Annotated in this window: 19 protein-coding genes and 1 tRNA gene; 17 read left to right on the top strand and 3 right to left on the bottom strand. The window is 52.2% G+C overall.

Annotated elements, in window-relative coordinates:
• Positions 1 to 26: 26 nt before the first annotated feature.
• The 3 genes from ACK4FK_RS14655 (at position 27) to ACK4FK_RS14645 (ending at position 1,370) form a co-directional block, all read left to right on the top strand.
• Positions 27 to 602: a tyrosine-type recombinase/integrase gene (locus ACK4FK_RS14655; RefSeq protein WP_409745779.1), complete on the top strand. Its 576-nt coding sequence runs from the start codon at positions 27 to 29 to the stop codon at positions 600 to 602.
• 120 nt (positions 603 to 722) lie between these two features.
• Complete coding sequence (locus ACK4FK_RS14650) at positions 723 to 953, top strand: hypothetical protein (protein ID WP_409745777.1); 231 nt, start codon at positions 723 to 725, stop codon at positions 951 to 953.
• A 69-nt stretch (positions 954 to 1,022) separates the two neighbouring features.
• Complete coding sequence (locus ACK4FK_RS14645; protein ID WP_409745775.1) at positions 1,023 to 1,370, top strand: DUF3768 domain-containing protein; 348 nt, start codon at positions 1,023 to 1,025, stop codon at positions 1,368 to 1,370.
• Here ACK4FK_RS14645 and ACK4FK_RS14640 read toward each other — a convergent pair whose 3' ends face one another.
• Positions 1,371 to 1,772 (bottom strand): helix-turn-helix domain-containing protein, encoded by a 402-nt coding sequence (locus tag ACK4FK_RS14640; RefSeq protein WP_409745773.1) that lies wholly within the window; start codon positions 1,770 to 1,772, stop codon positions 1,371 to 1,373. It abuts the gene before it with no gap.
• A gap of 129 nt (positions 1,773 to 1,901) precedes the next feature.
• On the opposite strand from ACK4FK_RS14640, the gene ACK4FK_RS14635 reads away from it, so the two are divergent.
• The 13 genes from ACK4FK_RS14635 (at position 1,902) to ACK4FK_RS14575 (ending at position 22,582) form a co-directional block, all read left to right on the top strand.
• A complete protein-coding gene (locus ACK4FK_RS14635) occupies positions 1,902 to 2,531 on the top strand; it encodes a hypothetical protein (protein WP_409745771.1) in 630 nt (209 codons plus the stop codon).
• A gap of 48 nt (positions 2,532 to 2,579) precedes the next feature.
• The gene (locus ACK4FK_RS14630) at positions 2,580 to 3,404 is read left to right on the top strand and encodes a dienelactone hydrolase family protein (RefSeq protein WP_409745769.1); all 825 of its coding nucleotides are present in this window, start codon (positions 2,580 to 2,582) and stop codon (positions 3,402 to 3,404) included.
• Between the two features lie 367 nt (positions 3,405 to 3,771).
• Complete coding sequence (locus ACK4FK_RS14625; protein ID WP_409745767.1) at positions 3,772 to 7,572, top strand: PIN domain-containing protein; 3,801 nt, start codon at positions 3,772 to 3,774, stop codon at positions 7,570 to 7,572.
• 199 nt (positions 7,573 to 7,771) lie between these two features.
• Complete coding sequence (locus tag ACK4FK_RS14620; RefSeq protein WP_409745765.1) at positions 7,772 to 9,079, top strand: hypothetical protein; 1,308 nt, start codon at positions 7,772 to 7,774, stop codon at positions 9,077 to 9,079.
• Positions 9,080 to 9,114: 35 nt separating this feature from the next.
• Complete coding sequence (locus ACK4FK_RS14615) at positions 9,115 to 9,825, top strand: hypothetical protein (protein ID WP_409745763.1); 711 nt, start codon at positions 9,115 to 9,117, stop codon at positions 9,823 to 9,825.
• A 179-nt stretch (positions 9,826 to 10,004) separates the two neighbouring features.
• Complete coding sequence (gene hxsB, locus ACK4FK_RS14610) at positions 10,005 to 11,441, top strand: His-Xaa-Ser system radical SAM maturase HxsB (protein ID WP_409745761.1); 1,437 nt, start codon at positions 10,005 to 10,007, stop codon at positions 11,439 to 11,441.
• Positions 11,438 to 12,589, top strand: a complete 1,152-nt coding sequence (gene hxsC / locus ACK4FK_RS14605; protein ID WP_409745759.1) for a His-Xaa-Ser system radical SAM maturase HxsC — start codon at positions 11,438 to 11,440, stop codon at positions 12,587 to 12,589. The genes hxsB and hxsC overlap by 4 nt, the downstream gene beginning before the upstream one ends.
• Positions 12,586 to 13,182 carry a His-Xaa-Ser repeat protein HxsA gene (gene hxsA / locus ACK4FK_RS14600; RefSeq protein WP_409745757.1) on the top strand — a complete coding sequence of 199 codons (597 nt, stop codon included), beginning with the start codon at positions 12,586 to 12,588 and terminating at the stop codon, positions 13,180 to 13,182. Before hxsC ends, hxsA begins: the two co-directional genes overlap by 4 nt.
• 101 nt (positions 13,183 to 13,283) lie before the next feature.
• A complete protein-coding gene (locus ACK4FK_RS14595) occupies positions 13,284 to 13,661 on the top strand; it encodes a hypothetical protein (protein ID WP_409745755.1) in 378 nt (125 codons plus the stop codon).
• Positions 13,662 to 13,689: 28 nt separating this feature from the next.
• The gene (locus ACK4FK_RS14590; protein WP_409745753.1) at positions 13,690 to 14,841 is read left to right on the top strand and encodes a DUF4236 domain-containing protein; all 1,152 of its coding nucleotides are present in this window, start codon (positions 13,690 to 13,692) and stop codon (positions 14,839 to 14,841) included.
• Positions 14,842 to 14,881: 40 nt separating this feature from the next.
• Positions 14,882 to 18,502 carry an AAA domain-containing protein gene (locus ACK4FK_RS14585; protein WP_409745751.1) on the top strand — a complete coding sequence of 1,207 codons (3,621 nt, stop codon included), beginning with the start codon at positions 14,882 to 14,884 and terminating at the stop codon, positions 18,500 to 18,502.
• 9 nt (positions 18,503 to 18,511) lie between these two features.
• Positions 18,512 to 18,793: a hypothetical protein gene (locus tag ACK4FK_RS14580; protein ID WP_409745749.1), complete on the top strand. Its 282-nt coding sequence runs from the start codon at positions 18,512 to 18,514 to the stop codon at positions 18,791 to 18,793.
• A 90-nt stretch (positions 18,794 to 18,883) separates the two neighbouring features.
• The gene (locus ACK4FK_RS14575) at positions 18,884 to 22,582 is read left to right on the top strand and encodes a hypothetical protein (RefSeq protein WP_409745747.1); all 3,699 of its coding nucleotides are present in this window, start codon (positions 18,884 to 18,886) and stop codon (positions 22,580 to 22,582) included.
• A gap of 647 nt (positions 22,583 to 23,229) precedes the next feature.
• Here the strand turns inward: ACK4FK_RS14575 and ACK4FK_RS14570 are convergent.
• Positions 23,230 to 24,408 (bottom strand): DUF262 domain-containing protein, encoded by a 1,179-nt coding sequence (locus ACK4FK_RS14570; protein WP_409745746.1) that lies wholly within the window; start codon positions 24,406 to 24,408, stop codon positions 23,230 to 23,232.
• 186 nt (positions 24,409 to 24,594) lie between these two features.
• A tRNA-Ser gene (locus ACK4FK_RS14565) sits at positions 24,595 to 24,684 on the bottom strand.
• 490 nt (positions 24,685 to 25,174) lie between these two features.
• Between ACK4FK_RS14565 and ACK4FK_RS14560 the strand changes: the two genes are divergently transcribed.
• A complete protein-coding gene (locus ACK4FK_RS14560) occupies positions 25,175 to 25,606 on the top strand; it encodes a CBS domain-containing protein (RefSeq protein WP_409745744.1) in 432 nt (143 codons plus the stop codon).
• Positions 25,607 to 25,623 lie beyond the last annotated feature (17 nt).

Here is a 25,623-nt window from a genome sequence, read left to right as displayed (position 1 = left end):
GTGATTCGGCATCGAGAATCGGCCAAATGGCTGGCAAACAGGCTAAGACGCTGACCAGATCGCAAATGGCTTTCGCATTGCGCGTCGCCAGACAAGGCCGCTGGCCGGATCGGGATCAAGCCATGCTGCTGCTGTCGGCTAAGGCGGGGCTCAGGGCAGGCGAGATCGCCAACCTGACCTGGCAGATGGTGCTGACGGCCGATGGGCAGATCGCCGACCGGATCGAGCTGCATGATCGGGCTGCGAAGAAGCGGTCTGGCCGAACCATTCCCATGCACCGGGATATTCAGGCGGCTCTGACCAAGCTTCGGCCTCGCGGCGTCGCGGAAGGGCCGGTCATCCGGTCGGAGCGCGGCGGTGCCTTGCGGGCCAGCAGCGTCGTGAACTGGTTTCACGCCTTTTACCGGGAGCTGGGGCTGGAGGGATGCTCGTCCCACTCCGGGCGGCGGACCTTCATTACCCAGGCTGCCAGGCTGGTCTTCAAGGTTGGTGGCAGCCTCCGGGATGTCCAGCAGCTAGCCGGGCACCGGTCGATCGAGCAGACTCAGGCGTATATCGAAGGCGACGGGGCAGCGAAGCGCCGTCTGGTAGCCCTGCTGTAGGGCCTGAGTACCATCCAGGCCGTCTCCTAGCGGACAGCTCTTTCCAACATCCAGAGACGACTTAGCGCCCCGAGGATCGGGGCGATTGCATATCTGCGTCCTAACAACAGGAGACTTTCCATGACTGACCCCATCGAGGGCAACCCCGAGCAGCCCGACCGGCCTTTGAACGAGCGGCTGGGTTTACGGACGTCCCTCCCGACTACGGCCGAAGCCTATGCCGACTGGATGGCCGATGAGGCCGATGTGGTGATCTACACCTGGGAAGCCGGTGATTTGGCCGATGCCGTGAACAAGCTCGAATTTGCCATCGCCGCTTACCGCAACTGGCGCGGCCATCCGGGCGCCTAAGCCCGCCCCCAATCAACCCGACAATCAGCACAGAGAGGCCGCCAGAGCGATCTGGCGGGAAGGAAAATCATGTCCGATGAACAACAGGAACTTGAGCGCGTGGCCAAGATCCGGGAGCTGAATGACCGATTCCGGCGGACCGGCATCGGTGGCCGCTTCGTTATCACGGGCGGGGTGCGGGCCTTGGGGCCTGACGCTCTAACGCAGGTTCTACAAGAGGTCGCCAGCTACGACGAATTTACCGAGGATAACGATCCCTATGGCGAACATGACTTCGGGACGATCTATGCCGACCGGGTGAAGCTGTTCTGGAAAATCGACTACTACGACCGGACACTGCAGGCCGGATCGGAAGACCCTGCTGATCCAGTGGTCACGACGCGAGTGCTCACGCTGATGCGGGCAGAGGAGTATTGACTATGATTTTCTACGCTTCTTGCGATTTATGAGTCTGATCAGCTCTTCGATGTCATCGGCCGACGGTGCTTCATCGGATTGATGCAGTGAGTGAAGTCTATCAATTGCCCGCTCCAGCTGTTCCTCATCGGCGGTCAGCTTCCTTTTCGGCGCCCAGCTAAACAAATCTGGAAGGCTGCAATCCAATGCCTTGCTGATTTGGAAAAGGGTGCCCAAGCCAGTAAAGTTCAGGCCGCGTTCGAGCTTGGACACGGATTCGTAGGTCAGGCCAACTTTATCGCCTAACTGCTCCTGCGAAAGACCAGCGCCTTTGCGCAAGGTCTTAATGCGGTTGCCTAGCTGGATCAGAAGCTCTTGTTCTCTCATACCGGTGTTTTCGACCGGTATAAGGGTGCCCACCACGGCTTATTACGCCGTAATTTCCATTGACCTGGATACAAATACGACTCTAAGAGTCGTAAATGGCCCGAGCATACGACTTAGAGGGCCGAATCAGGGGGGCGCTTCTAGCAAACGCTAAGCGGGAACTACATGGCGGAACACCGTCCTGAAACGCCTAAGTGGGCTACACCCAAAGCATGTGTTCTTAATTCAGCAGCGGCCCTGATTGCGTTAGCTGCTGGGTTGGTGACTTTCCCCGCTTACTCGCAGCAGGCCCACCGGTGCGATCAGCCCAGCGTGCGCAACACAGTTATCGCTATCGTCAAAGAGCGATATCGGAAGCTTGAAGGCAATGACGACGGGCTAGGCGCAGAAGTTTATAAGGCAATCAGCACTTACGTCGCCGAACAAAACGGTGCGCCATTTCCAAACTCCAACGACACGCTCATCTTTCTTGCGAGAAACGAAAGCTTCATCGAAGCGGCGAACCGAGCAGCAAGCAATCCTTCTGTTGATCTCATCGGCATCGAGCCGCTGATGCGGAATACCGGCTCTGGCCCCACCGAGTGTCGGGCCCGCTTACTGCTGGATGTCGCTTTACCAGACCGCGCGATCAACGCGAAGGCTGAAAAGTTCAATCGGGCCACGCAAACGCCTGAGCCATACACATTCACCATCAAGCCGCGCACCATTCGTGTCGAGGGTTTTCAGGTTCCTATTCGCTATGTCCTGAGGCCGAAGGGCGGCGATACGCAGGTGCTTGTCTATGGGCTGCCGTGATCGGCCCAATCCGAAGGTTGCTCACATAATCCGATCTAAGAGGTTTCAATGAAGCGCGCATCTCTATTCGTGTTTGGTACCATTCTTCTTCTGTTTTCCGGTTGCAAAACTACCGGTCCGCAGCAGATCCAATATCCGACGGCGGCAATACCTGGGCTCAGTGGTCCGCTCGATATCAAGGCAGAGGTCTTCAAGCCCGAAGGCGAGGGACCGTTTCCGGCGATCATCGTCATGCATGGCAGCGGCGGCATGCGGGATCACCACCGCAATTGGGCACGCAAATTCGTCTCTTGGGGTTATGTGGCGCTGGTCTTTGATAGCTTCACCCCCCGCGGCTTCCCCAACGGGATCGCCACCAATACCCCGGCTGTGATGCCGCAGCGGCGTGTATCTGATGCCATCGGCGCTGCCGAATGGCTCAATCAGCAGTCCTATGTTGCCAAAGGCAAGATCGGCACGATTGGCTTCTCCCATGGCGGTTGGACCACCATGAAGCTGGTGCAGGCCGATATCCACGCCAAGGAATACGGTATCAAGGGCTCTGTGGCCTTTTACCCGCTCTGCGACGTCAAAACCGAAGGCAACGTGGATATCCCGCTGCTGATCTTGATCGGGGACAAAGACTCCTGGACCCCTGTGTTTCGCTGCCAGGAACTGGTCGATAGCCGCAATCTAAAGCGAAAAGAACTCGTAGAGCTGGTTGTTTATCCTAATGTGACGCATTCCTTCGATGAGTATATCCCTCGCCCGGTCGAGGTTCCCGGTACTGTGATCGGCGGCAAGGTTGAGATGCATCGCCTTGAGATGAACCCTGCCGCAACAGCCGATGCCGAGAAGCGCACCAAGGCATTCTTCGACAGATTGCTCAAGTAGGGACCAAGTGGATAAGGACGATCTACTCAGTAGAATCCGGCTGAGCAGGTTCTCCCGTCATTTCGCGGTTAAATAACTCTGGAGATGATATTACTTAGTGGAGCTGCGGTGGCGGCTATCGGGTAATTGCAGCCCAACCAGCTAGCTTTAAGTTGTCCTGTAGAACGGCTATGGGACAAGTTATCGGCTCTAGCCGCCGAGAAGCTACGAAAGTCGTCACGAACTAGACGGCCGCTGGCTGTAGACTGTAGATTCAAGGCCGTGCCGGTTGGATTTCTTGGCTCCGAACTGCAAATTTTAGCAAGAACTGGCATGGCGGATTCTAAGTGCCTGTCCTTACACTTTACCGAACATATCGAGCCGGTCGATGAATATTCACCAGCTTCAACTACCACCACCGAAGAACTGGCAAGATTTTGAAGAAATCTGCCGGGCGCTGGCTGTTCGGCAATATGCGGCAAATGCCAAGAAAAATGGTCGACTAGGACAGCAGCAGAAAGGGACGGATATCTATTTTTGGTCCGAAGACGCACCTGAAAATGTTTACGGCATTCAGTGCAAGCAGAAATCACAGGGCGGTAAGCTCACTCGCGCCGAAATTGACGAAGAGATAGCCAAGGCGGACTTGTTTGAGCCACCGCTCAAGCACTGGATCATTGCGACCACCAGTTCAAAGGATGTTGATATCGAAGAGCACGTTCGGGTGCTCTCCTTGGCTCGCAAGCAGGAAGATCGATTTACAGTTGAGATATGGCACTGGGAAGACATAACCGGCCTGTTCGATGAGGAGATTCTGGAGCAATGGTACCCACAGTTCTCCAGTAAGACCGACAAAAAACTCGACATGATTATGGAGATGCTGCGGGGCGGGATTAGTGAAGGCCCAGCGCAGAAACCTGTCGACCAAAATGACATAGAATTGCAGGGTCAAATCAATCTCGCGCGCGACTTAATGAATGATGAACAGCCCCAGACGGCGCTCAGCATATTCGATAAACTTATAAATACCCGCTGGGACAAGGCAACCCCACGAGCGCGCTTCCGACTGCTTACAAATAAAGGTGCGGCCTATTTGCATCTCGGAAAAGTGAAGGAGGCGGCGCAAAGCTTTCAGGCTGCCGCGGAATTTGGTGCAGATGACCCGACGGCAACCGCAAATGTCATCCACGCCCACCTGTTATTGGATGAATGGAGTTTGGCGTCAGAGACCGCCGTCGCAGCAATAGAGCGGTTCCCGGAAGACTCGAACATCGGTGTTTTACGCATTCTAGCCGCATTCCATGAAGACGGCATCACGGACCCGCAGTCTCTCGTATCCGAATCATTGCAATCTGACCCAAGTGTCCTCTTGGTTGCAGCGAGATGGTATCGGGAAAAAGGCGATCTCAATAAGGCAATAGCTATATTTGAGAAAGCGGCAATTGCAGAGCCAGACAATGAGGCCATTCTTGGTGATTTGGCTCCAGCATTACTTACCGAAATTACTAAAAATCCTCAAAAATTACATGGGCGTCAGCTAAGTTTGGAGGACCGTACCAAGATTGATCGGGCAATCGCTATTCTGGAAGTTCTTTGGGAAAAAGGCAGGAAGGCCGAAGCCCCGCAGCGATATGCCTTGCATGCTTATAACCTAATCGTCGGTCTGCGCTTCCTCGGGAAATTGGACGACGCGTGGCGGCGTGTTGAAGAGGTCGAAAAGGTAGCTCCGAATGAGCCGATGACCTTGTTTCACAAGGCTGCGATACTGCTTGAGCAAGGTAAGCGCAGTGAAGCAGAAAAGATACTCGATCTGGTGTCAAATGACGAACTCCAGATTATGGGTGTGCGGTTTGAAGTTTTGGCTTCTGTAGGCAGATTTCAGGAGGCTCTCGATCTCGCCGACAAGATGCTGGCAATACCCGATCTACAAGACCGCCCTTCTCTAATTGCAGACCGCATCTCACTTCTATGGCAAACCGGAAAAAAGGATGAGGCCAGAGCCGAAGCTGAGGCACTTATTAACGACAAGGTCGAAGATGTGGTTGGCTATGCCGCCCTTTGTCGCATTCATGGTCTTGAGGGGAACGAAGATGAAGCGCAAGGCGTCGCCGAATTAGGTATGCAGACAGAAGGTTACAGAACTAATCCGTTGAGCCGATTAGTTCTGGGAATGGAAGCATTTGAAGCTCATGCATGGGATGTCGCGGCTGACGCGCTGGGCTCCTTGGCGTCACCCGATACCGCTTCCGTGCCGCTAAAACGCCAACTCATTGCCCTCATCAATGCGAATAGAAGGAATGAAGCGGTCGCATTGATAGAGGCTATGTCGCCCGAAGTTGCTAATAGGCCCGAATATCTCCGGCCAGCAGCATTGTTATATAATCGGATAGGCAGATACGACGCTTCACTCGAGAAATTCTCCAAACTTCGCGAGGTGCGGCCTCACGATCTGGAATCTGCGTTGATGTGGCTAGAAGTAGCAGAACATCGGGGGCGCACGGATGAAATAAGGCAGTTCCTTGAGGGGCCGCTGGAATTCCCCAATGCAAGGCCGAGCGAGTTAATGGCCCTAGCTCATGCTCTTGATCGCAATGACTACGGCGAACGCGCTCTTGCAGTCGGTTACATGACGCTCCGAAAGCATTGGGATGTACCAATCGCGCATACGGCATATTGTGGTTTGATATTCAAGAATGGTAGCGCGGAGAAGGCGATGCCGGAACCCACAATCATCGGCCCTAACACGGTTTTCGGGATAGCTGATCGAGCTGGGCATGTATCAGTCCGCACGATTGAAGCGGACGATGCGCCAATTTTCTCAAGAAACGAGATTTCACCTGACAGCTTCCTAGCGCAAAAAGCTATAGGCCGCCAGGTCGGGGATGAAATCGAGACATCTGAGCTGGAATACTTCAAACGTGCGCAGAAGATCACGTTCATAAAGCACAAGTATCTTCACCTGTTTCATGAATCGCTCGGTCAATTCAATATCCTGTTTCCGAATGAGCAAGGAATGGTTGGCCTTAGCATTGAGGAGTCAAAACCGGATTCTGTAATCGATCAGGTAAGAGTCTTAGTCGAGCGAACGTCAGAAAGGGCGGCTAACGTAAGGCAAGCATATATCGAGAAAAACCTACCGGTTTCCATGGTTGCGCTGATGGCGGGCCGATATGTCGTCGAGACTTGGCAGTGGCTCGCCATGCAGGGAACGGAAATGAAGGTAGCCGCAGGCACGGAGGTAGAGCGGAACGCAGCATTGGCCTTGCTCGCGCCAAAGCCATCTCTGATCTTCGACACAGTCACATTTTGGCTGATCTACGCTTTTGGATTACTTGACGCAGTCGAGGCCGTTTTCGGACCTGCGGGCCTCGTTCAGTCGTCTGTAGATGAAATGGAAGGTCATGAGCAGAAGCTTCAGATAACCGCTGGCCGGGAAGCAATGACGATGAACGCGGAGAATGGCCAGCTCTTTAGGACGGTATACACTGAAGAGGACACGAGAGCCGCGTATGACCATGCGCGGGCTGTATTGGACGCCGCGCGTCAGCGGGCGGTGATTGTCCCTGCCGTGCAAAAATCTCCGATTCAGCAGAAGCTGGCCGACCTTGGAGACAAGGCACCACCTTCATTTTTTGACCTAATGGCGGCGGCCAACGGATCTGGCCGCGTGTTAGTGAGCGAAGATTTTATGTATCGGCGCCTGGCCGAATGGGGTGCGGGAGTTAAGGGAGTTTGGCTACAACCGCTTGTTTCTGTGTTGCGAAATGCTCAAGAAATCTCACCCGAAAAGTACCAAGAAGTAATCTATTCTATTGCTGATGCGGGGCATACCTTCACATCCCTGGATGCAAGTACGCTGTATCACGCTGTTGCGAGCCAGAAGTCGATGGAGTCATTCTCTCGTGTCGTAAAAATGATTGCAGTTCCCTCAATTGATTTGAAGGCAACATTGTCTATTGCCGTTGAGTTTCTGAAGAAGCTTTGGACTTCTGAACAGGCTCATCCTACCAAGGAACAGTTCACCTCTGCCCTTCTAACTGCCATACGCGATGCACGTGATGTGGATGTCGACTACGTCATCGCTGTTATCAATATGAATGTTGAGAACTCGGAGGAGTTGGAGAAAACTCTATATAAATGGCGAGGTGGGCGCGGAGACGCCAAAAGAAGCACCAGTGATAGAAATTAGAAAAATTTGATTTAATGTTCATAGATTGGAGGGTTGTCTCTTCCAATGACCACTTTCAAATATCAGCTCAGTAGGAAATCATCTTTTCCTACTGAGTTGTCGATGAAATGAGCCGCTACCGCATAATAACGTATGCCAGCTCTACAAATGTATTAGCCCGCTGTAATGCTGCGATCTCATTATCGGCTATTATGTGTCTATGCCGAAAGAGATGCATCAGGAAGCAGTTGAATTGTTACTCGCATCCATATCTCAACAGGATGCGAGCGGGCTTAGATCATCGTTCCTTTTTGGTAAGCCTGGCGCGCCATTATGGGAAAGAAGATTCGGGGCTGAAATATTCTTTCACCAATCCAGGATCATACGTGCGGCTTTATTTGTCCGACGCAACGGACCAGCTTATTTAAAGTATCTTCCTATAGGAGACATTTCGAGCGCGCTTCGTAGTTTCATTACGGAAAACTACGGGTACATAGCGGACGAAGTCTTCTTTACCCGATTCAGCACCGACTATGCGCAGAAGGTTTCTGCGGCTGCAAAGTCGCGGTTGGCAAACGCTATTGCAAGCTCTCCGGTCTTTTGCCCGACAAACAGAATCTCATTGTTCCCGCTGATTCCAGTTCGAGTAGCCGAGAGTTTCAATTCCGAACCATTCTTTCTAGTTGCTCCTGAATATTTGGATCAAACAATGTCGAGGGACAACATTGATGTGAGAGCTATCAGGGCTGACAGTTTTCCTCCACTTTCCGATTGGAAAGGCCAGAGGTCTCTGCCTAATGCGTGGCTGGGCGTTCGATCACCGCTTCTCCAAGTTTCGCGGAAGATGAGGGCGGCCATTTTAGGCGCTTTAGCCTTGGCGCCATTGCCAGGATATAGATATCTATTCTCAGGCAGAGATATGTTTGGCGGAAATTTCGTAATCAGCGATGAAGGAAGCGAAGTTTCGTTCGGCTTGCCTCACACGCCACCGTTAATGCATGACATAGTAATCGAAGCCACTGACCACGCATGGCTTGGAGTAATAGCTAATAAACTTACGACAAATGAACGAGTAGTGCGGCGGCAATTAAGAGCCCTTGAGTATTTTTATAGGGCATGGGAGTTGGACCCACCAGAACGCTTTCCAATTCTCTGTATGACCTTAGATGCGGTTTTCGGCGACGCCAATCATGCAACGCAAGCCGTTATTGATGGCGTCAGAGAAATGCTTGGAACTCATGTGCGAGACGCACGGCTAAGGCAGCTTATGGATTTGCGTGCTTCGGTGATCCATGGAGGCGCGCCGGACGTCTATGATTCGCGCAAGTATGCGCGATACTTTGATGAGTATGAGGCAGATCCAATACATGACCTGGAATTAGTTGTGGCGCATTGTTTGCGGCTCCAAATTTTTGGAGACGATTTTAGAGAGCAAGTGGACCCAAATGCCGAGGCAATCAAAGAGGCACAAGGGAAAGGCTATATGCCAAAGGTATCTTTGAAGAATACGATTTTAGATGCTGTTTAAATAAGTAATAAGGAAAAATGAGAGGGGACCGGATCGTGGATGAGATGGATATGAAACGGATACTGCAGGCGATTAGCTTGCAGGGGTCTGTCAAATATGGTGAGCAATCAGGCCCATTCCTTGACCTGTTGTCGGAACTTGCCAAAGAGCAGAAATTCCAAGCCATCGCCGAAGCATATCGTCTGTTCTCAAGTGCTTATCCAGCGAATGCAAAATTTGTAGTGAGCAAAATACCGGCAAAAATCGTTAATAGTTATCTGCTGGATGGCGCGACTACACCCATTGTCCATGCTTATACGGCTTGGAGCCAATCTGCCAGCAATAAGGATTGGGGGGAAAGACTTGTGGATGCGCTTCATAACCCATTCTTGTTCGACGCCTTTGTTAGACTTACGAGGGAAAAATTAATCGCGCTATCCCAGCACTCCTGTAGTGCGGGGCGCGCGGCGGTCTCATTCAGATATCAAGTGCAAGAGATGTCAGCGGGTGGAGTGATTAGTTGGCAAGCCGTTGAGGCATTATCCGGAATGATCATAAGTATCCATAACTCAAATGACGCTGGTGAATTCCCGGAGATTGATCGCCATCTTGAGGAGCAGTATGCAATCAAAGTGCAGCTCACTTTTAAAGCTCACTTGAAAGATCGGTACGATCAAAACTCCTATACATGGACATACGTCCGCGGGCCAATCGAGGTCGTTGTTCACGATATTCCAAGAACAATGATGCGCGTCAGTAGGACGTAGTATCGAAAAAAGTTCTCTGCGCAGATGCGTGAGGATGCGCGCCGCATATTAATGTATGCAGAGCGAGAGTGCTTCACTATAAGCTCCTGTTTTGATGTGCAAATTTCTTGTGTGTTCAGCCTGAATTACCGCATTGATCCTCTTGTTCCCCACAAGCTACGTTAGATTTGGGGGTGGGCATGATCCGATCAACGGCTCTTGATGGAGACGGTACACAAATCTTGCTCAGCAATGATTTGGGGGATTATGCCGTTCTCACAGCCGAAGAGTATGAGACCTATAGAGTCGGTCCTGAGGGGCTGGCCCTAGATCGCAAGCGCGATCTTGAAGCCCGCAGCTTACTGCCGAATGCCTACAATGGGTGGCTTGAGCAGGCTGCGTTTAACACTCGCAAATCGTTTGTCCTTGAAGGGCCATCACTGCACATTTTTGTGGTGACACTGCGTTGCGATCATAGTTGCCAGTATTGCCAGGTTTCACGCTCTAGTTTGAATGCCAGTGGCTTTGATATGTCATACGAAGACGCGGCGCATGCTATTGATCGTGTATTCGAGTCCCCAACTCAGAATCTGACGATTGAATTTCAGGGCGGTGAACCAGCACTTCGATTTGACCTAATTCGCCATATTGTTGGTTTGGCAAATGCGCGAAATGAAGCTGAGTGCCGAAACCTTAGCTTCGCGATGGTTTCAACCCTGCATCACTTGTCCGATGACGACCTTACGTTTTGCCGAGACCACGAGATTCGTCTCTCGACCTCGATCGATGGTCCATCAGAAGTACACAACTTCAATCGACCGAATATAACGAAAGATTCATGGGAAAAAACAATCAGTGGGCTTGAGCGAGCAAGGCGGGTGCTCGGTCCTGAGGGAGTAAGTGCGCTTCCAACAATAACGCGCGCTGCGTTGAAAAACCCCAAAGAGCTTGTAGATCAATATCGGGATTTGGGATTCTCGACGATATTTTTAAGGCCGATCAGTCCTTATGGCTTTGCCGTAAAGACACGAAAAGCCATCGGTTATGGCATAGCCGAGTACCTCAATTTCTACGATCAGGTGCTCGACTATATTCTTGAGATCAATGCGGCTGGTGAGGCGCTCGAAGAAACCTATACGGCAATCTTATTGCGCCACATTTTTACACCTTTCCATTCAGGGTATCTCGACTTGCGGTCGCCCACCGGCGCCGGTTTTGGTGTCCTTGTCTACAACTATGATGGACGAGTTTATCCGGCCGACGAGGCGCGGATGGCGGCCGAAACCGGCGATGGTCGCTTCACGATGGGTATGGTGACAGATTCTTTCGATACACTTATGTCGTCACCGGCTATGCGCTGGCTGGCGAAGGGGGCGGTCTCGGAGTATCTGGCAGGATGCAAGGACTGCGCTTTCGTTCCGTTCTGCGGCTCAGACCCAGTCTACCACGCCACAATGCAAGGAGACCCGGCGGCTGACCGCAGCCACACGGAGTTCTGCCGAAAGCACATGCATATCTTTCAGTCTCTATTTCGCCGAATTTCAACAGGCGAAACAGAGACGATGCGAACATTCGTTGCCTGGGCGATGCAGAAGCCGCGAGCGTCGGTTTCCTATAGTGGTTGGATCGACCGATGAGCAAGGCGGTTGGTCTTCATACACATGCTATTGTTTCTGGCGTACAAGGCGTCAAGATTGCAAAAATCCTTACAGCTACCGAAGCGAATGAAGGCAGATATAGCCTAGAGAATATAGTTGTGTGGGAGGCAGAGCTACCTGGCGCGGCAGGTTCGATCGGTTGTACTGACGGGCGGGGTATCCGAATTAATGATGTTCGAGACAAGGCGGTGGTTCGACCCGGCGACGTCATTCGCTTGCGGGAGAACTCTTCCTTAATCTCGGTTCTTTATCGCCGTGGCTCAAAAGCAAACACGCTTTTTGCAACAGAACGCTGCAACAGTGACTGTATAATGTGCTCGCAGCCACCGCGAAATGAAGACGATTCATGGCGTCTCGATGAGCTTGCGCAAACGATAAGGCTAATTGACATAGACGAGATTCAGGTCGGTATATCGGGGGGTGAGCCGACACTTCTGGGGGGAGAGCTTGGACACCTAATCGACATTGCGGGGCAGTATTTGCCAAACACAATGCTCCACATCCTATCAAATGGTCGCCTGTTTCACGATAGACAATTTGCCACTCTTACTGCCGGTCGGCGTCCGCAAAGTATTGTCTGGGCAATACCCCTGTATGGAGATGTTGCGGACGTGCATGATGATGTTGTGAGGGCGTCCGGTAGTTTCCAAGAAACATTGAATGGTTTGTATGAATTGGGCCGTATTGGCGCACGGGTCGAAATACGGGTTGTGCTTCACAAGATGACGGTCGGCAGATTGCCGCAACTCGCGTCGTTCATCTATCGCCGCTTACCATTCGTCGAGCATGTTGCCCTTATGGGGATAGAGCCAATGGGCTTCGCCAAGCGCAATCGTGATCATCTCTGGGTAGACCCGGCTGACTATCTGGGGGCGTTGGAAGAGGCCGTCTTCTATCTCGATAATCGCGGCCTTACGACGTCAATCTACAACCTACCACTCTGTGTTTTACCACAGCACCTCTGGCCGTTTGCCGAACGCTCCATTTCCGACTGGAAGAATGTCTACGCGGAAGAATGCGTGAGCTGCGCCGCTGCAAGTCGGTGTGGTGGGTTCTTCGCGTCAGCAGGAGTTGCCTGGCGTAGTCGAGCAATTCGTACAATTTCGCAGCAGGAACTTGCCGCATGAACTGGCTGCATCGCCTTGCTCTACTTCTGGGGGCTGCAAGCCCATTTACGCTGCAGGATGGGGTGTCGGCCGCGCCGGTATCAGGCGGCGTTGGGGCACTGGAGCCGGACACGCAGACAGAACAAAAACTTGTCTATTGGACGGATCCGGCACGCCTGAAAAGCGCGCTTCAGCTTGCAGCGCATCGCAGTCATAGAAGCCATAGCTCTCATCGCTCGCATAGTTCGCACCGGTCGCATTACTCATCGAGTGGCGGTGGTTACTCTGCGCCATCATACTCATCGCCCGCCCCGAACGCTCCTCCGGCCACAACACCGGATCGGCAAGTGCGTCCGGCGACCCCGCCAGCTTACGCCGCGCCAGCCGAACCTGCAGTGCCGCAGACGTCGCCACGACTTGGTCAAGCTGAGATTCAGGAGATCATTCGCCGCGTGCAGATGGCGCTTATCCTGAAAGGATACGATCCGGGGCCCGCTGACGGTGTGATGGGGAAGAAGACGCAAGACGCTTTGCGGAGGTATCAGACGGCATCTGGTTTGAGTGCCTCTGGCCAGCTCGATGCCATGACTCTGGAGCGTCTAGGTGTGAGATAGCCCCTGTTTTGATTGGCGTTCGGAGATTGGCTTTTGATTTATTGGTCGAAGGGTCGAGACGCCCTCGATCGCACCGCTTCTAAAGCGTTCATAGGTGAGAAATGTCGCCAGTCGAAATCATGACAGCGATTAATATGCTGTTGAGTGTTGCGGCAATGCCAGCGGGGGATGTGCAGCCGGATAAGGTGCGATCACTACATGATGTGGGGGCAATGGTTGTGAAGTGTTACCACCCCTCTGCGACATATACAGGGATTGAAATTCTTGAGCATCCGTGGAGCAGAGGAGAGCAGTGGAAAGCCGATGCATCGGCAGTGCTAAGAATTAGCTATCGCGGGAACGTGTTTAGGCTTAACCACCAAATCACGATCGCGGCCATGCAACGAGGTAAGGAATTTATGGCTCTGCCTCTTCATGATTCCAACAAAGTGCCTTTAGCAAAGGACTGCTCACTCAAATACTGGGTTTCGGCGAGCTGAAAATTTCAGGAAATCTCTGGGGGAACACATGCCATTCTATATCAAGAAGAGCCTTCGTGTCGGACCAATGCGGTTCAACTTGAGTAACTCCGGCGTTGGGGCTTCAATTGGTGTTAGCGGCCTGCGAATCGGAACGGGTCCACGCGGCCACTATATTCATGCTGGCAGAGGCGGTTTGTACTATCGAGCAAGTTTAAGCAAAGGGAAGAAGACACGAGTAGAGTCGGCAGCAAAAGGCAACCTGTCTAAAAATCCCCCTGTACCCGTGACGATCCCATCGCATGATTCTACGCTTGGTGAATTTGTCGAAATCACCAGCGGAAATGTTGAGAATATGACTGACGAATCTTCAGAATCTCTGCTGAAGGATATTAACGATTGCTATCGGCGTGTTTCGCTATTCAAATGGGCGGCAGCCAGCGCGGCGGTTTTGGTTATCTGGCTTTGGCTCTCCCAGAAATCGGATCATTTGCTCTCTATTGCTTTGGTGTGCGCGGCGGCTCTCGTCATTCTTTACTATGTAGATAAGTCGAGGAAGACGTGCGTTCTGTTCTATGACTTGGAAGATGCGACGCTGGATGAGTTTAAGAATGTCTGTGAAGCATTTGAGCAATTAGGCCGTTCAAATTCTATAGCGCGGGTGGATGAAGCGGCTGTCGTGCATGATCGAAAGTATCACGCAGGCGCTGGTAAAGTTGTAAAGTTAAATCAGATCAAGCTGACTTATATCTCACCGCCATGCGTAACGACAAATATACCAGTGCCGTATATGGATGCGGGAAAGGAGAGGCTGTTCTTCTTACCTGATAGACTTTTGGTTTACAGCGGGGAAGCCGTTGGTGCGGTCTCATATTCTGACCTGAAGATGAAGATCGAATCACAGCAGTTCATAATAGACGGTAGCGTGCCGTCCGATGCAAAGATCGTATCCAGAACCTGGCGCTATGTGAACAAGAAGGGCGGGCCTGATCGCCGATTTAAGGGGAATCGGGAGCTTCCGGTTGGTTTGTATGAATACTTATTGTTGACCAGCGCAACAGGGTTGCGAGAGATGTTCCAATTTTCAAAACTCGGAAATGCGGAATCATTTTCGAGAAAAGTAGCGGCTTTGGCGAAAGCTTTCTCTGCCTTGCCCACCCCCAGACCAGCCCTGCCTGTATCTCAGACAATGCCAGATTAAATCAATCGCCTTATGCTGATCGGAACTGTGGGCAGCAATTATGAGTGCTGAAACTAACCGCCCGTATTTTAGCAAATCAATTATCGAACTTGAGGCCCTCTATGAGGGGGCAAATGGCGATCTAGAGATACTTCGTAAACTCGACAGCGAGCTACGCTATCGAGAAACAGCTCGGGCAAACCGTCTGCACTCTACGATTAAGGAGGCTCTTGCCCCATCCCGTGAGGGCGGAGGAGATTCTGCCCAGATCAGCAATGAATCTGCGCCGCCTTCGCTGAATCATGGCAGACAAGAGAGGGATCAGCATTCGGTACGGGGATCTGGACCCGAGATTGAGGCGACAAATCCGGTCATACAGCAACCACTCGAAGCTCTAGGTGATTTGCCCTCATTCCCAATGCCAGACAAGCCAAATGAACCAACGGCTATTCTCGCCGCCTGGACGGCGCTTGAGGCATTATCCCCTAAAACATACCGTCGAGCCGAGGAGTTGGCGGGAGGTGATCGCAGATGCATAGTTGATCTATCGGTTACTCAACTGCCTTGGATACGCGGCGAAACTTCCCGCCCCAAGCGTCAGCTATATTATCAGATTTATCTTGGCTCTATTCCTATGGACCGAGCGACTGAGCAGCTTATAAAAGCCTTCGGGGCGGACGAGGAGAAAAGCCCCCGCCTGCGGGAGAAAGCGGCGATTGCCGTTATTCTCGTCGATAAACGAGGTGTTGTTGTTGAGGAGAATGGTATCGCCGTATCGAGCTTTGCTTGGGCTCTGCCATTGGCATTAAAGCTTCAACTTGGCGCTCTCGGTGCATGGCCAAGTATCGAATATAAGATTGCAGAAAGGCTTGACGGAATTGTTCGGCGCGTTGATCGCGATGGAAATCAGATCCCGCTCGATCTTCCAACAATCCAGAAGGCGCATGACTGGTTGGTTGCACAGTTCAATCTGCCTTCGCATCTAGTCGAAGCGCCATCTTTCGCACTTCGTGTTTATCACTATTTTAAAGCCAAGGCGCCGCCCGAAGCTCCTCTTATCAATTCGTTTTTCATTGATGACTTGTCTCGTGCAGCGAACCTTGTGCAACAGAGTTCAACTCCCAAAGGACTTCGGAGCTATTTGGGCATTGATACGCCAATCGAGACATTCAATCTGCTCGATGACAAATCGGCACTCGAAAAGGCCATAGCGCCACTATTGATCCCGGCGGCACGATGGTCATCGCCTGGCGGTCACCCACTCGTCACGCTTCAGCAGGCGGCGGTGAATGTCGCGCGCTCTGAGCTTTGCGGAAAGGAAGGCATTATTGCCGTCAATGGTCCCCCTGGGACCGGTAAAACGACCTTGCTGCGCGATATTGTTGCGGGTTGCGTGATGGATCGCGCGCTTGCAATGGCTGCTTTCGATGATCCGGAAAAAGCCTTCACGCCATCTGGAGAAAAGATGGCTGCGGGGCCAAGTGCCTTTTTTCAGCTCTATCGCCTGGATGAACGACTCAAAGGGCATGAAATATTGGTCGCATCCAGCAACAACAAGGCCGTCGAGAACGTCAGCAAGGAATTGCCTGCCGCCAAAGCGGTTGGCAGACCAGAAGGCGAGCTCACCTATTTCAAGTCGATCAGCGACCTTGTGCATGGGCCGCGCAGGAACAGGGAAGACGAGAACGGTATAGGGGATAGCGAGGAAGATGTCGTCCCCGATCCTGTAGAGACCTGGGGTCTTATTGCTGCCGTTCTTGGCAATGCAAGGAATCGCTTCGCTTTTCATCAAGCTTTTTGGTGGGATGAAGAGTTTGGCTTTCGCCTCTATCTAAAAGCCGCAAAGGGTGATTCTGTCGTTCGGGAAATCAAAGACGCACAAGGTCGAATTATTGAGCGGAAAACACCTGCGGTCATTCCCGCCGAGAACCCGCCATCGCCACAAATGGCAAAAGCCAATTGGCTGAAAGCGCGCACACGTTTCCTCAACCTAAAGAATGAAGTAGATGCAGCCCTTAGCGAGCTGGAAGGTATCCGACAAACATGCCTAAAGCTCGCCGACTTGCGTCGCAGCCTCCCCGATGCGGAAATGGCTCTCTCGGTGCTGACAGAGCAGAAGTCGCAACTTTTGGACGATGTTGCTGATCGTCGCGCCGAACTCGAAAAAGCGGTGACGGATTATAAACTTTGGCTTTCCGATATTGAGGGCCACAAGAAGACACGCCCAGGATTTTTCTCTCGGCTGTTTCGGACTGAGCGTTGGAGGGCATGGCTGCTAGCGAACAGACCACTGATTGAGGCCGAGCGGGCCGCAGCGGATTTGCGACAAAAATGTGAGCAAGCCTTCTCTAGTGTTCAAACCGAATTGGCGGCTTTGGACGCTCGTATCCAGACAATGGAGGGCAGCATTGCAGGCATGCGACAACACATCGACCAGCTATCGCTGAAGATTGAGCCGCATCGACGAACGCTAGGCAAACGGATTGTCGACAGTTCTTTCTTCGAGCGGGGCCATGAAGACTGGAATTTGAATTCTCCTTGGATACCAGACAGTCTACATCGCAAGCGCGAAGATTTGTTTATCGCGGCCTTGGCCCTGCATCGCGCCTTTATTGATGCGGCAGCTCAAAAGCTTCTTCACAATCTGAATGTCTTTATGGATGCCTTTTTGGCAGGAACAATGCCAGATGAGAAGAAGCGTGCATTGCTGCACGATCTTTGGGCAACGCTCTTCCTCGTTGTCCCTGTGATATCTACCACCTTTGCATCTATAGACCGTATGTTAGGCGAGATGCCTCCAGGCAGCATTGGATGGTTGCTGATCGACGAGGCAGGGCAGGCGCTACCACAAGCCGCTGTCGGCGCTGTCACCCGCGCGAAACGGTCCATTGTGGTTGGCGACCCCTTGCAGATCCCGCCAGTTGTCACGTTGCCTGAGCGGTTGAATTCAGAAATCTGTAAATTCTTCAAGGTTGATAAGTCTACCTGGGCGGCGCCCGATGCTTCAGCGCAGACACTTGCAGATAGAGCATCCCGCTATCAGGCGGCTTTCCGCTCTGACCTTGGACCACGACGAGTTGGCGTTCCCTTATTGGTGCATCGGCGGTGCATGGAACCGATGTTCGGCATGTCAAACAGGATTGCCTATGATGGGCAAATGGTTCACGCGCCAGGTCGTCGTGATCCAAGCCCGATTGGCGCTGTTCTTGGACGGTCACATTGGCTATCGGTTGACGGTGAGGCCGATTCCAAATGGTGTCCGGCAGAGGGCGAGCGGGTTGTTAATCTTCTAAAAGAAATTGCCGCAGCAGGCATTACTAATCCTGACATATTTATCATTACACCCTTCCGTATTGTAGCTCAGGAGATGAAGCGGCGGTTGGAGAGGGAAAGGGAGCTGTTTGCGGCTTTCCAAGTTGTAGCAGATGAATGGGTGGATAATCGTGTCGGCACTATCCACACAGTCCAGGGGCGAGAAGCTGACACGGTTATTGTCGTTCTCGGCGCTCCCAATACCAGTCAGAATGGAGCGCGCGGCTGGGCCGCAAATACACCGAATATCCTGAACGTAGCAGTCTCACGAGCCAAGCAGCATCTTTATGTAGTCGGATCATATGGCGCATGGTCCGGTGTCGGCCATGCACGCGAGGTCGCATTGACAATGCGTAATTGGTTAGGCTGAGGAAAAGAGATGGTTCGCAGCATTAAAGATCATCCGCTCTATGACCGCTTGAAGCAGCTTTCTGCTAAGGAGGTTGCAGAGTGGGCATTGGAAGAAGTCCCAATCGAGCAGGCAGACAAAGACCAACGAAAGAAGGCGTTTAGGATTATTGCTCGGCACATCACAGTGGGAAAGGCTGAGCGCGCGAAGTACGGCTTCAACTCCGACACAAACGGCGAGATCAGCCGGGCAATGGAGTGGGCATTTCAGAGCGGTATTAAGGCGGCAAAACTGCTTAAGCAGAACAAATGATTTCACCGCAATACCAACAAATACGCACTGGCTAGGAAATGTCGTTTCCCTCCTCGGCGGTCTTTCAGTTGAGCATCCACACGCGAACTAATGGATACATATATGTTCAGGCTGGATAACATTGAGGGTGGGCTTCTCCGAAGAATTCGGCGCTACGATCAATATGACTTTGTAAGAAAACTTATAGGTCTATCTCTGCTGCCGGAATATCAGGCTAATCATCTCAGAATCCTGACGATGATTCATGTCGCCTTGGTTCATGCAAATGGCAGCCGCAAGCCAACCTTGCGCGATATGTCTGACAATTTAAACGAACTACTCAATCATGAATCCGGCCAGAATGAAGACCCAATTGAAGATGTCTTCGTTTCAGCCATTCCGACGGTTCACGGAAACTTTCGCATACTAAATGGCCTATACCCGGCCGCGGATTTCGCACTCGCACGGTTGATTGAAGTCGCGATGTACGTTGAGTTCGACGATAAAGACGCATTAATGCGACCGGCATTCGCGATGCTGGCAATTAGCGAAGCGATTGTTGGTCGATGCGGTTATCAGAATCATGCTTGCGACCCGGGTGTGCCTCGGCGAACAGACTGGAATATCTCACTTCAGAAGGTTCAAAAGTTGGGGCGTTGTGCGGAGTTCACTTGGGCGGAACTTGAAGAAATAGGCGTATCGCCAGGTGATATTTTACCTTTCCTCAAGAACAAGACGGATGATCTCACCGACAATGTTTACGGATATTCAGGATTGTCGCGTTATCCGGTGCTGGCAAATGAACTTGGTGTATTTGTTCCAATTCCATCAGCCATTTCCGGCGCCATTCGGCTATACCTAGTTCACGCTATAGCGCGAGGGGAAATACCAGAAAGAGTCGGGACAAAATTTCACGAATTTCTCATGTCACGATGGGCCGCATACGATCTCCATATCAGTGGAGCAAAGAAGCTGATCGTTGCGGATTATGAACTGCCAGAGCCACGTTTGGCGGTCCCCGCAAGCATCCAATTGTTGGCTAAAATTGATGAGAACAAAGTTGCTCATATAATCATCATCGAAGCAGATTGGACATCGCCGCCCGAACATTCGATTAATCAAAGTGCGAGTGCAAGTTTATATCAGTCTATAGCTTTGAGTAGTTTTATTGCGCAATCGCAGGAGGTACTTCAAGCACGTTACGGCTTCTCCGGTGGTCTAACTGTGGTCGTGTATGATTCTCCTGGTTGGGGTACGCAACAGGAGTTTCCTAAAGATGATTTGGACAACTGGTATTGTGTGGGTTGCACGTCATACTCCCTGGCGGCCCTTATGGCCGATCCTGAGTTTGACTTCTTGGCGCTGTGGAAGATGCGGAGAGATCAAAATGCACTTCGGGGTGAGGGGATTCAATTAAGTACATGGCCTGACGTTCTTAATCATTGGAGCATATGGCATGGCTTGGGAGGCACGTTCTGGCCGCCAACTCTCGACTTAAAAATGTTTGGAATGATGATCGCTGACACCAGCAAGATAATTGAGGTTGTTGAACGAGGGCGAGAGTCGAGAAAAGTCCATGCGGCACTTATGCCGACAGGTGAATGGCTCCGTGTGGAAACTCGGACGCAAATTGACTCGCCTATGTCGGAGTTGGACAAACCAATATTCTTTGACCCGATTTCTTTAGTCCTGGGAGAGCTTCGCGGCGTCGTAGAGAGCGAGTATGGATCTTGGTGGCTTGTTATGGGGCGGCCGCCAACGGATGCTGAAGAACGGAGATTTCTATACCTCCTATGGGAAGGTGCGAAAGAATGGCTTTTTAGGATTGCGCGATCAGCGAGCAGACGCTTTCGTGAATTCAATCATTCCCTAGAAATCCGGCTGCTGCCTGTCCCGGAGTCAATTAAAGATGCTCCTGACGAGGTAGAGTTTGTTGAAACAAAAGGCGTTTCAATAATCACTGTTGTGCTCCCATATAGCTTTGTCGCTGGATTGATACGCGCCGATAATGCGGGCGAAGCCGTGTTGGTATTTTCGCTCCTTAAATCACTTAGTATTCTAACTAAAAACTCCCTATCCGATCATGAATTGGAGAGGTGGGTGGCTGAGCTGATGGCGGAGCAGAGTTTGAAGATGCTCCACATCACCGGCAGGGGGGACGCAGGGTTTGCTGTTGACCTCGAAACCGATCGGATTCCCGCAAGATTGCTTCAGGAATCTGATCTTATGTCTGCTGGTAGAGGGGTATACGCTGAGTTGTTGCAAGCTGGTGCCGTCTCGGTGGGTATTCAGGAAAGCATTAGCGAGACGGATGATATTATCCATGCTTTGAATGGTGCAGTAGATGTTCATTGGGCGCGGTGTCGAAAGCTTTTGGCGGATCTGGACAAGTTCTCAACTCTTGAGCTTGCGCTACAGCAAATTGAAGGAATTCATCGAGACAGAGTGGAGGCCGAACGTGCCGCGGCAGCTCGGGTGGCATACTTCTCGGACAGCCCAGACTATGAGATTTGGGCAAAGCTTCGCATCGGGCGGCGTGATGCTGCTTTCCAAAGCTATAGAGTCCTGGCTGAGATGGCACTTTGTGAGGCGAAGGAGAGCGGTGGCAGATTGCCTGGTCTATCGGACATAGACGCCATAGCCGCGAATATCTCACATCTCATAAGCGCAGCCCATAACAGTGATCGGGTCAAGCGCAGTCTGGATACTCTCAAGATATCATTTAATCCAGATGGCTCGATCGTCACTCGAAGCGAAAATGCAGAATCTGGTTTATTTAATTACCATCTGGCAAGCTTGGGTGAATCTATAGCTAAAGACATTGATGCATATCCGTCGTTATTCACTTCCTACGAAGACGTGGATGATGACGACGAGAGCGGGGCTGATTTCCAATCGGCATTTCGGTCAGAGTTCGGCCTTTCATTGGAGGATGCATTTAAGTGCGTCCGCTATTTTGGGGATATAGCTTGGGAAGAAAAAGCTATCGTTGCGCGCGTCCGATTGTCTGCGTTTGTAAATAGAAGTGAGCGGGAAGGGATGGCGGCCGAGGTGGCGCATAGTTTTGTGCGGGCTTTTGGTTTGCTGCCACGGGATGCATGGGACGGCAAACCATCGGAACCGTTTCGGATGGACGATATCTATCCCTGGTTCTTTGAGCGGCGGCTTTCGATAATGCTTCGGCCAGTTTTAGTGGTTCATGATGCAGGTGAGCCGGTTCTAATGTTTGGTGTCCGCCAGTTGATGATGGGTATTCAATACGCCTCCATTTTGCTTGAAACGGGCGTTTGGCCTAAGAACAAACTTTTAAGCGATGATGCGAGAAGATTTGTCGATATCACTATTAACCGCAGAGGGCTTTTATTTGAGAGAGAGGTGACTCAGCTCGCGGCTTCTGCGGGGTGGCAGGTATTTGGTGGAATACCAATGCGGAGGCTTGGTGCGCCCGCCAAGATGGGTGATTTAGATGTTCTAGCGGTGAGCGCAGACGGTACCGTCTGGGTGGTGATTGAATGCAAATGGTTTGGGGCCGCTCGAACGCCCAGAGAAGTGGCTGGTTGGATGCAAGACTTCCACGGTCATGACGGCGACAAGTTGCACAAGCATTTGCAAAGGTTTGAGTGGGTTAGTCAGAATACGGGGGCAGTGGCAAAAGCCTTGGGCATCCAATCGCTTCCAATGAAGGTATGCCAACGTATCGCGACTACTGAGCCAGTACCTCTGCCCTTTGTCGGGAAAGTGCATGAGAAGGCATCTGTATGGACACGTCGTGAGATTGTTAGGGGGCTTCGTAAATTGTCTGGCGAATAACCTCGGTAGCCTAGCGAGGTTGTGGCCTAGGATACTAACAAACTACCGTAGTTCATTCAAAAGAGTGTCGACCGGGTCGATGCCAACGAGGATGTCAGATGCTAAGTCCAGGTCCGACTTGGGGTCGATTGTATAAGTGATCCATGATGAGTGTGCGGCCTTTCCACGTAGCCCACCAAAGGAATCTAGATTCGCGAGCCACACAGTGTCTAGAGCCGCTTCTTCAATTCCAACTGGGAGCATTAAACTGAGGATGTTTTCAGTTTTGATCCCGTGATTGTGGGTTACCGTATACCTAAACTGGGCTAGGCACTTGTGTGCTAGCGTCGTTATTGTAGTGCCCGTTCCAAGCTTTGTGGGTAAGCAATTCAATTCGCCAGTCATATTCGCGAGAAGGCAGGCTAAAGGTTTGCTGGTCCGCTTTTGATTTTGCCACTTCTGAACCGCGCGATCCGCAACGTCAATAACTCGATCCTCAAAGTATTGCTCGAATTCGGCATGAATCAAAAGGCGGAACGCGCGCATGAAATCAAGCGCACGCTTATTGTAAACGCCCGTGGCGGAAAATGTCTTCGGCGCAAATTGTCTCCGGAGCGTCTCAAAGCGACGTTCGAGAGTTTTGTATCTCGCGGAACGAGGCACCGAAACTACTCTAGATGCACTCTATCGTTTCGTATTTCGGCAACAGGAAACTGGATGCCGAGTATATCGCGCAATGCTTTGCCCCACGAGTTCAGTCGAGTGCCAATTGCGTCGATACTTTTGGTTGTTCCTTCAATACTTGCGCGGAACGTAGCGTCAGTTTCGCACAAGTTCTGAAAACCGCTAACGACAGCTTCGCTCTTTTTGAGGGCGATTTCGGCTATATCGGCGCGGCTAAAATACATCGCCATGATATCAAATACAGCACGATTCAGGGGGCGCTCGAAGCTTTTGCCGTTCCATTTTCGGAAAGCGTGCTCGGAGCCAAATATCGTGATCGTAGTTTGGAGGGCGAGCTCCAACTCTCGTGTTCTGCCAATTACTTCAGCCTTGTTGTCGTTCCAAATGGAATTGTAATAAGCAGTGGTGGCATCAAGCAGTGGTTTCAAGTTTCCAGTGTAAGTCGGCAGGAATTGCTTGAATGCGAAAAAACGAATTACGAGCTCGGCATCTCTCATTCGGAAGTCCGGCGCAGACAATCCTAAGGCTTGCCGAAGCAGTTGGCTGTCAATGGAGAAATCATCGACAAACTTTGAGAAGCCACCAGGGTGTAACGCTTGGCGAAGTTCTTGTGGCGAAAGAGGCACGCTTCCCGTGTTCAGGCGCAAGAAGACTGTATAAAGGAAGTTTTCGTCTGGCCAATTGCGGATGACTGCAGTCCGAATCGTTCCGTTTTCAAATCCAGAATAGTCAGCATCATAGGCAAGGTCGGAAGACAGTTTGGAGTATGTAACTTTTTCCAAATCCTTCCTGATTCCGAGCTCGGTCAGCGCAAACGGTCTGAATGCTCCTGTATCGTCCGGGGAGCAGAACTGTCGTAAAGTTAGCAGACGTTGCTTGCCATCAATAACTATGAAACTGCCACGCTTGTTTTTCCGCTCGGCCAGAACAATCTGTGGGACGGGAATGCCTAAGATGAGTGATTCAATGAATTGGCTTTTACGTTTTACTTTCCACGCTTCTCGACGCTGAAAGTCAGGGTTCAGTTCGATATTCCCTTTGCGTAGCTGCTCGAGAATTGTCTCAACTGTCCAATCGGTCGCGGTGATTACCGCCGACGATTGTTTCGACTGCGCAACGTCTTCACCATCTTCTTGCTGATCATCCGGAAGCTTGTCCGACATAAGTGCTCTTATTCTCTGCGGCTGGTAGAATGGACCATAGCCTATGGAGGGGCGGCGAACAGCAGATTCCCCTATGGCAGCCGTCTCCTCAATAACGGTATTGCCAACTGAATCGCGGGTACATTTGTGGGTAGGGCGCGCCAGCGAAGCCGCCCACAAACAATTTCAATATCTTAGGATGGATATTGGCGGAGAGGGTGGGATTCGAACCCACGGTACGCTTGCACGCACAACGGTTTTCGAGACCGCCCCGATCGACCACTCTGGCACCTCTCCGCATAGGTTCCGGTCGGGCGCGCGGCCTGGCCGGGGGTCGAAAGCGGCGCGGACCTTAACCGAAGCCGTCCGCCCCCGCAAGGCTTCGCCCGGCGCCGGGCAAGCCTGAAAAGCCGAAGCAGCCTCAAGCAGTTATCCTGCCCCGCAGGCCGGTCTTGTCATTGCCCCGGCCTTGGCGGAGACTGGCGCTACGGCCCCGGCGGAAACCGCCTCTGGAGTCCCTCCGGCGCCGGCATCGGGAGAGCGCATGGGTATCGGCCGTCACAGCCTCGCCGCCCGCAGCGATTTCGCCAGTCTCGCCAGTCACGCACAGTGGTGCGGACCGGCCCTTCCGGCCAGATTCGGCCATTCCGGATTCATTGTGTTTCGGTCGACCCTTCGCCCCACGGGACGCGTATTCATGTTCGCATCCCGCGGGAACCGAGGCGGCCGCCAGGAGGTTGCGTAACGCGCGGGTTGTCCAATCACTAGAAAATCGGAGGAAACCACCATGACCGTAGCAGCCATTCTGAAGGAAAAGACGGGCGGCGTGATCAGCGTCAAGCCCGGAGACAGCATCGAAAGCGTCTGCCAGCTTCTCGCCGACAAGGGCATCGGCGCCGTGCTGGTGCTGCGCCCCGATGGCGGCATCGCGGGCATCTTGTCCGAGCGCGACATCGTGCGCGGCCTGGCCATGATCGGCACCGACCTGCTGCAGCAGAGCGCCGACACCATCATGACCCGGAACGTGATGGTCTGCTCCAGCCACGACACCGTGCAGGACGTGATGCACCTGATGACCAAGCGGCGGATCCGCCACCTGCCGGTGGTGGATAACGGCCGCCTCGCCGGCATGATTTCCATCGGCGACGTGGTCAAGCGCCGGATTGCGGCCACCGAAATGGAAGCCGAGGCCCTGCGGCAATACATCGCCACGGGCTGAAACCTGCCCTATATAGG

This window comes from Ferrovibrio sp., assembly GCF_046297895.1.
Lineage (GTDB): Bacteria > Pseudomonadota > Alphaproteobacteria > Ferrovibrionales > Ferrovibrionaceae > Ferrovibrio.
This window is presented reverse-complemented; position numbering and strand designations above follow the sequence as displayed.

Bases quoted from the DNA above. Each gene is read 5' to 3' on its own strand.
- ACK4FK_RS14655 (WP_409745779.1), top strand. From the start codon at position 27: ATGGCTGGCAAACAGGCTAAGACGCTGACCAGATCGCAAATGGCTTTC.
- ACK4FK_RS14650 (WP_409745777.1), top strand. From the start codon at position 723: ATGACTGACCCCATCGAGGGCAACCCCGAGCAGCCCGACCGGCCTTTG.
- ACK4FK_RS14645 (WP_409745775.1), top strand. From the start codon at position 1,023: ATGTCCGATGAACAACAGGAACTTGAGCGCGTGGCCAAGATCCGGGAG.
- ACK4FK_RS14635 (WP_409745771.1), top strand. From the start codon at position 1,902: ATGGCGGAACACCGTCCTGAAACGCCTAAGTGGGCTACACCCAAAGCA.
- ACK4FK_RS14630 (WP_409745769.1), top strand. From the start codon at position 2,580: ATGAAGCGCGCATCTCTATTCGTGTTTGGTACCATTCTTCTTCTGTTT.
- ACK4FK_RS14625 (WP_409745767.1), top strand. From the start codon at position 3,772: ATGAATATTCACCAGCTTCAACTACCACCACCGAAGAACTGGCAAGAT.
- ACK4FK_RS14620 (WP_409745765.1), top strand. From the start codon at position 7,772: ATGCCGAAAGAGATGCATCAGGAAGCAGTTGAATTGTTACTCGCATCC.
- hxsB (WP_409745761.1), top strand. From the start codon at position 10,005: ATGATCCGATCAACGGCTCTTGATGGAGACGGTACACAAATCTTGCTC.
- hxsC (WP_409745759.1), top strand. From the start codon at position 11,438: ATGAGCAAGGCGGTTGGTCTTCATACACATGCTATTGTTTCTGGCGTA.
- hxsA (WP_409745757.1), top strand. From the start codon at position 12,586: ATGAACTGGCTGCATCGCCTTGCTCTACTTCTGGGGGCTGCAAGCCCA.
- ACK4FK_RS14595 (WP_409745755.1), top strand. From the start codon at position 13,284: ATGTCGCCAGTCGAAATCATGACAGCGATTAATATGCTGTTGAGTGTT.
- ACK4FK_RS14590 (WP_409745753.1), top strand. From the start codon at position 13,690: ATGCCATTCTATATCAAGAAGAGCCTTCGTGTCGGACCAATGCGGTTC.
- ACK4FK_RS14585 (WP_409745751.1), top strand. From the start codon at position 14,882: ATGAGTGCTGAAACTAACCGCCCGTATTTTAGCAAATCAATTATCGAA.
- ACK4FK_RS14580 (WP_409745749.1), top strand. From the start codon at position 18,512: ATGGTTCGCAGCATTAAAGATCATCCGCTCTATGACCGCTTGAAGCAG.
- ACK4FK_RS14575 (WP_409745747.1), top strand. From the start codon at position 18,884: ATGGATACATATATGTTCAGGCTGGATAACATTGAGGGTGGGCTTCTC.
- ACK4FK_RS14570 (WP_409745746.1), bottom strand. From the start codon at position 24,408: ATGTCGGACAAGCTTCCGGATGATCAGCAAGAAGATGGTGAAGACGTT.
- ACK4FK_RS14560 (WP_409745744.1), top strand. From the start codon at position 25,175: ATGACCGTAGCAGCCATTCTGAAGGAAAAGACGGGCGGCGTGATCAGC.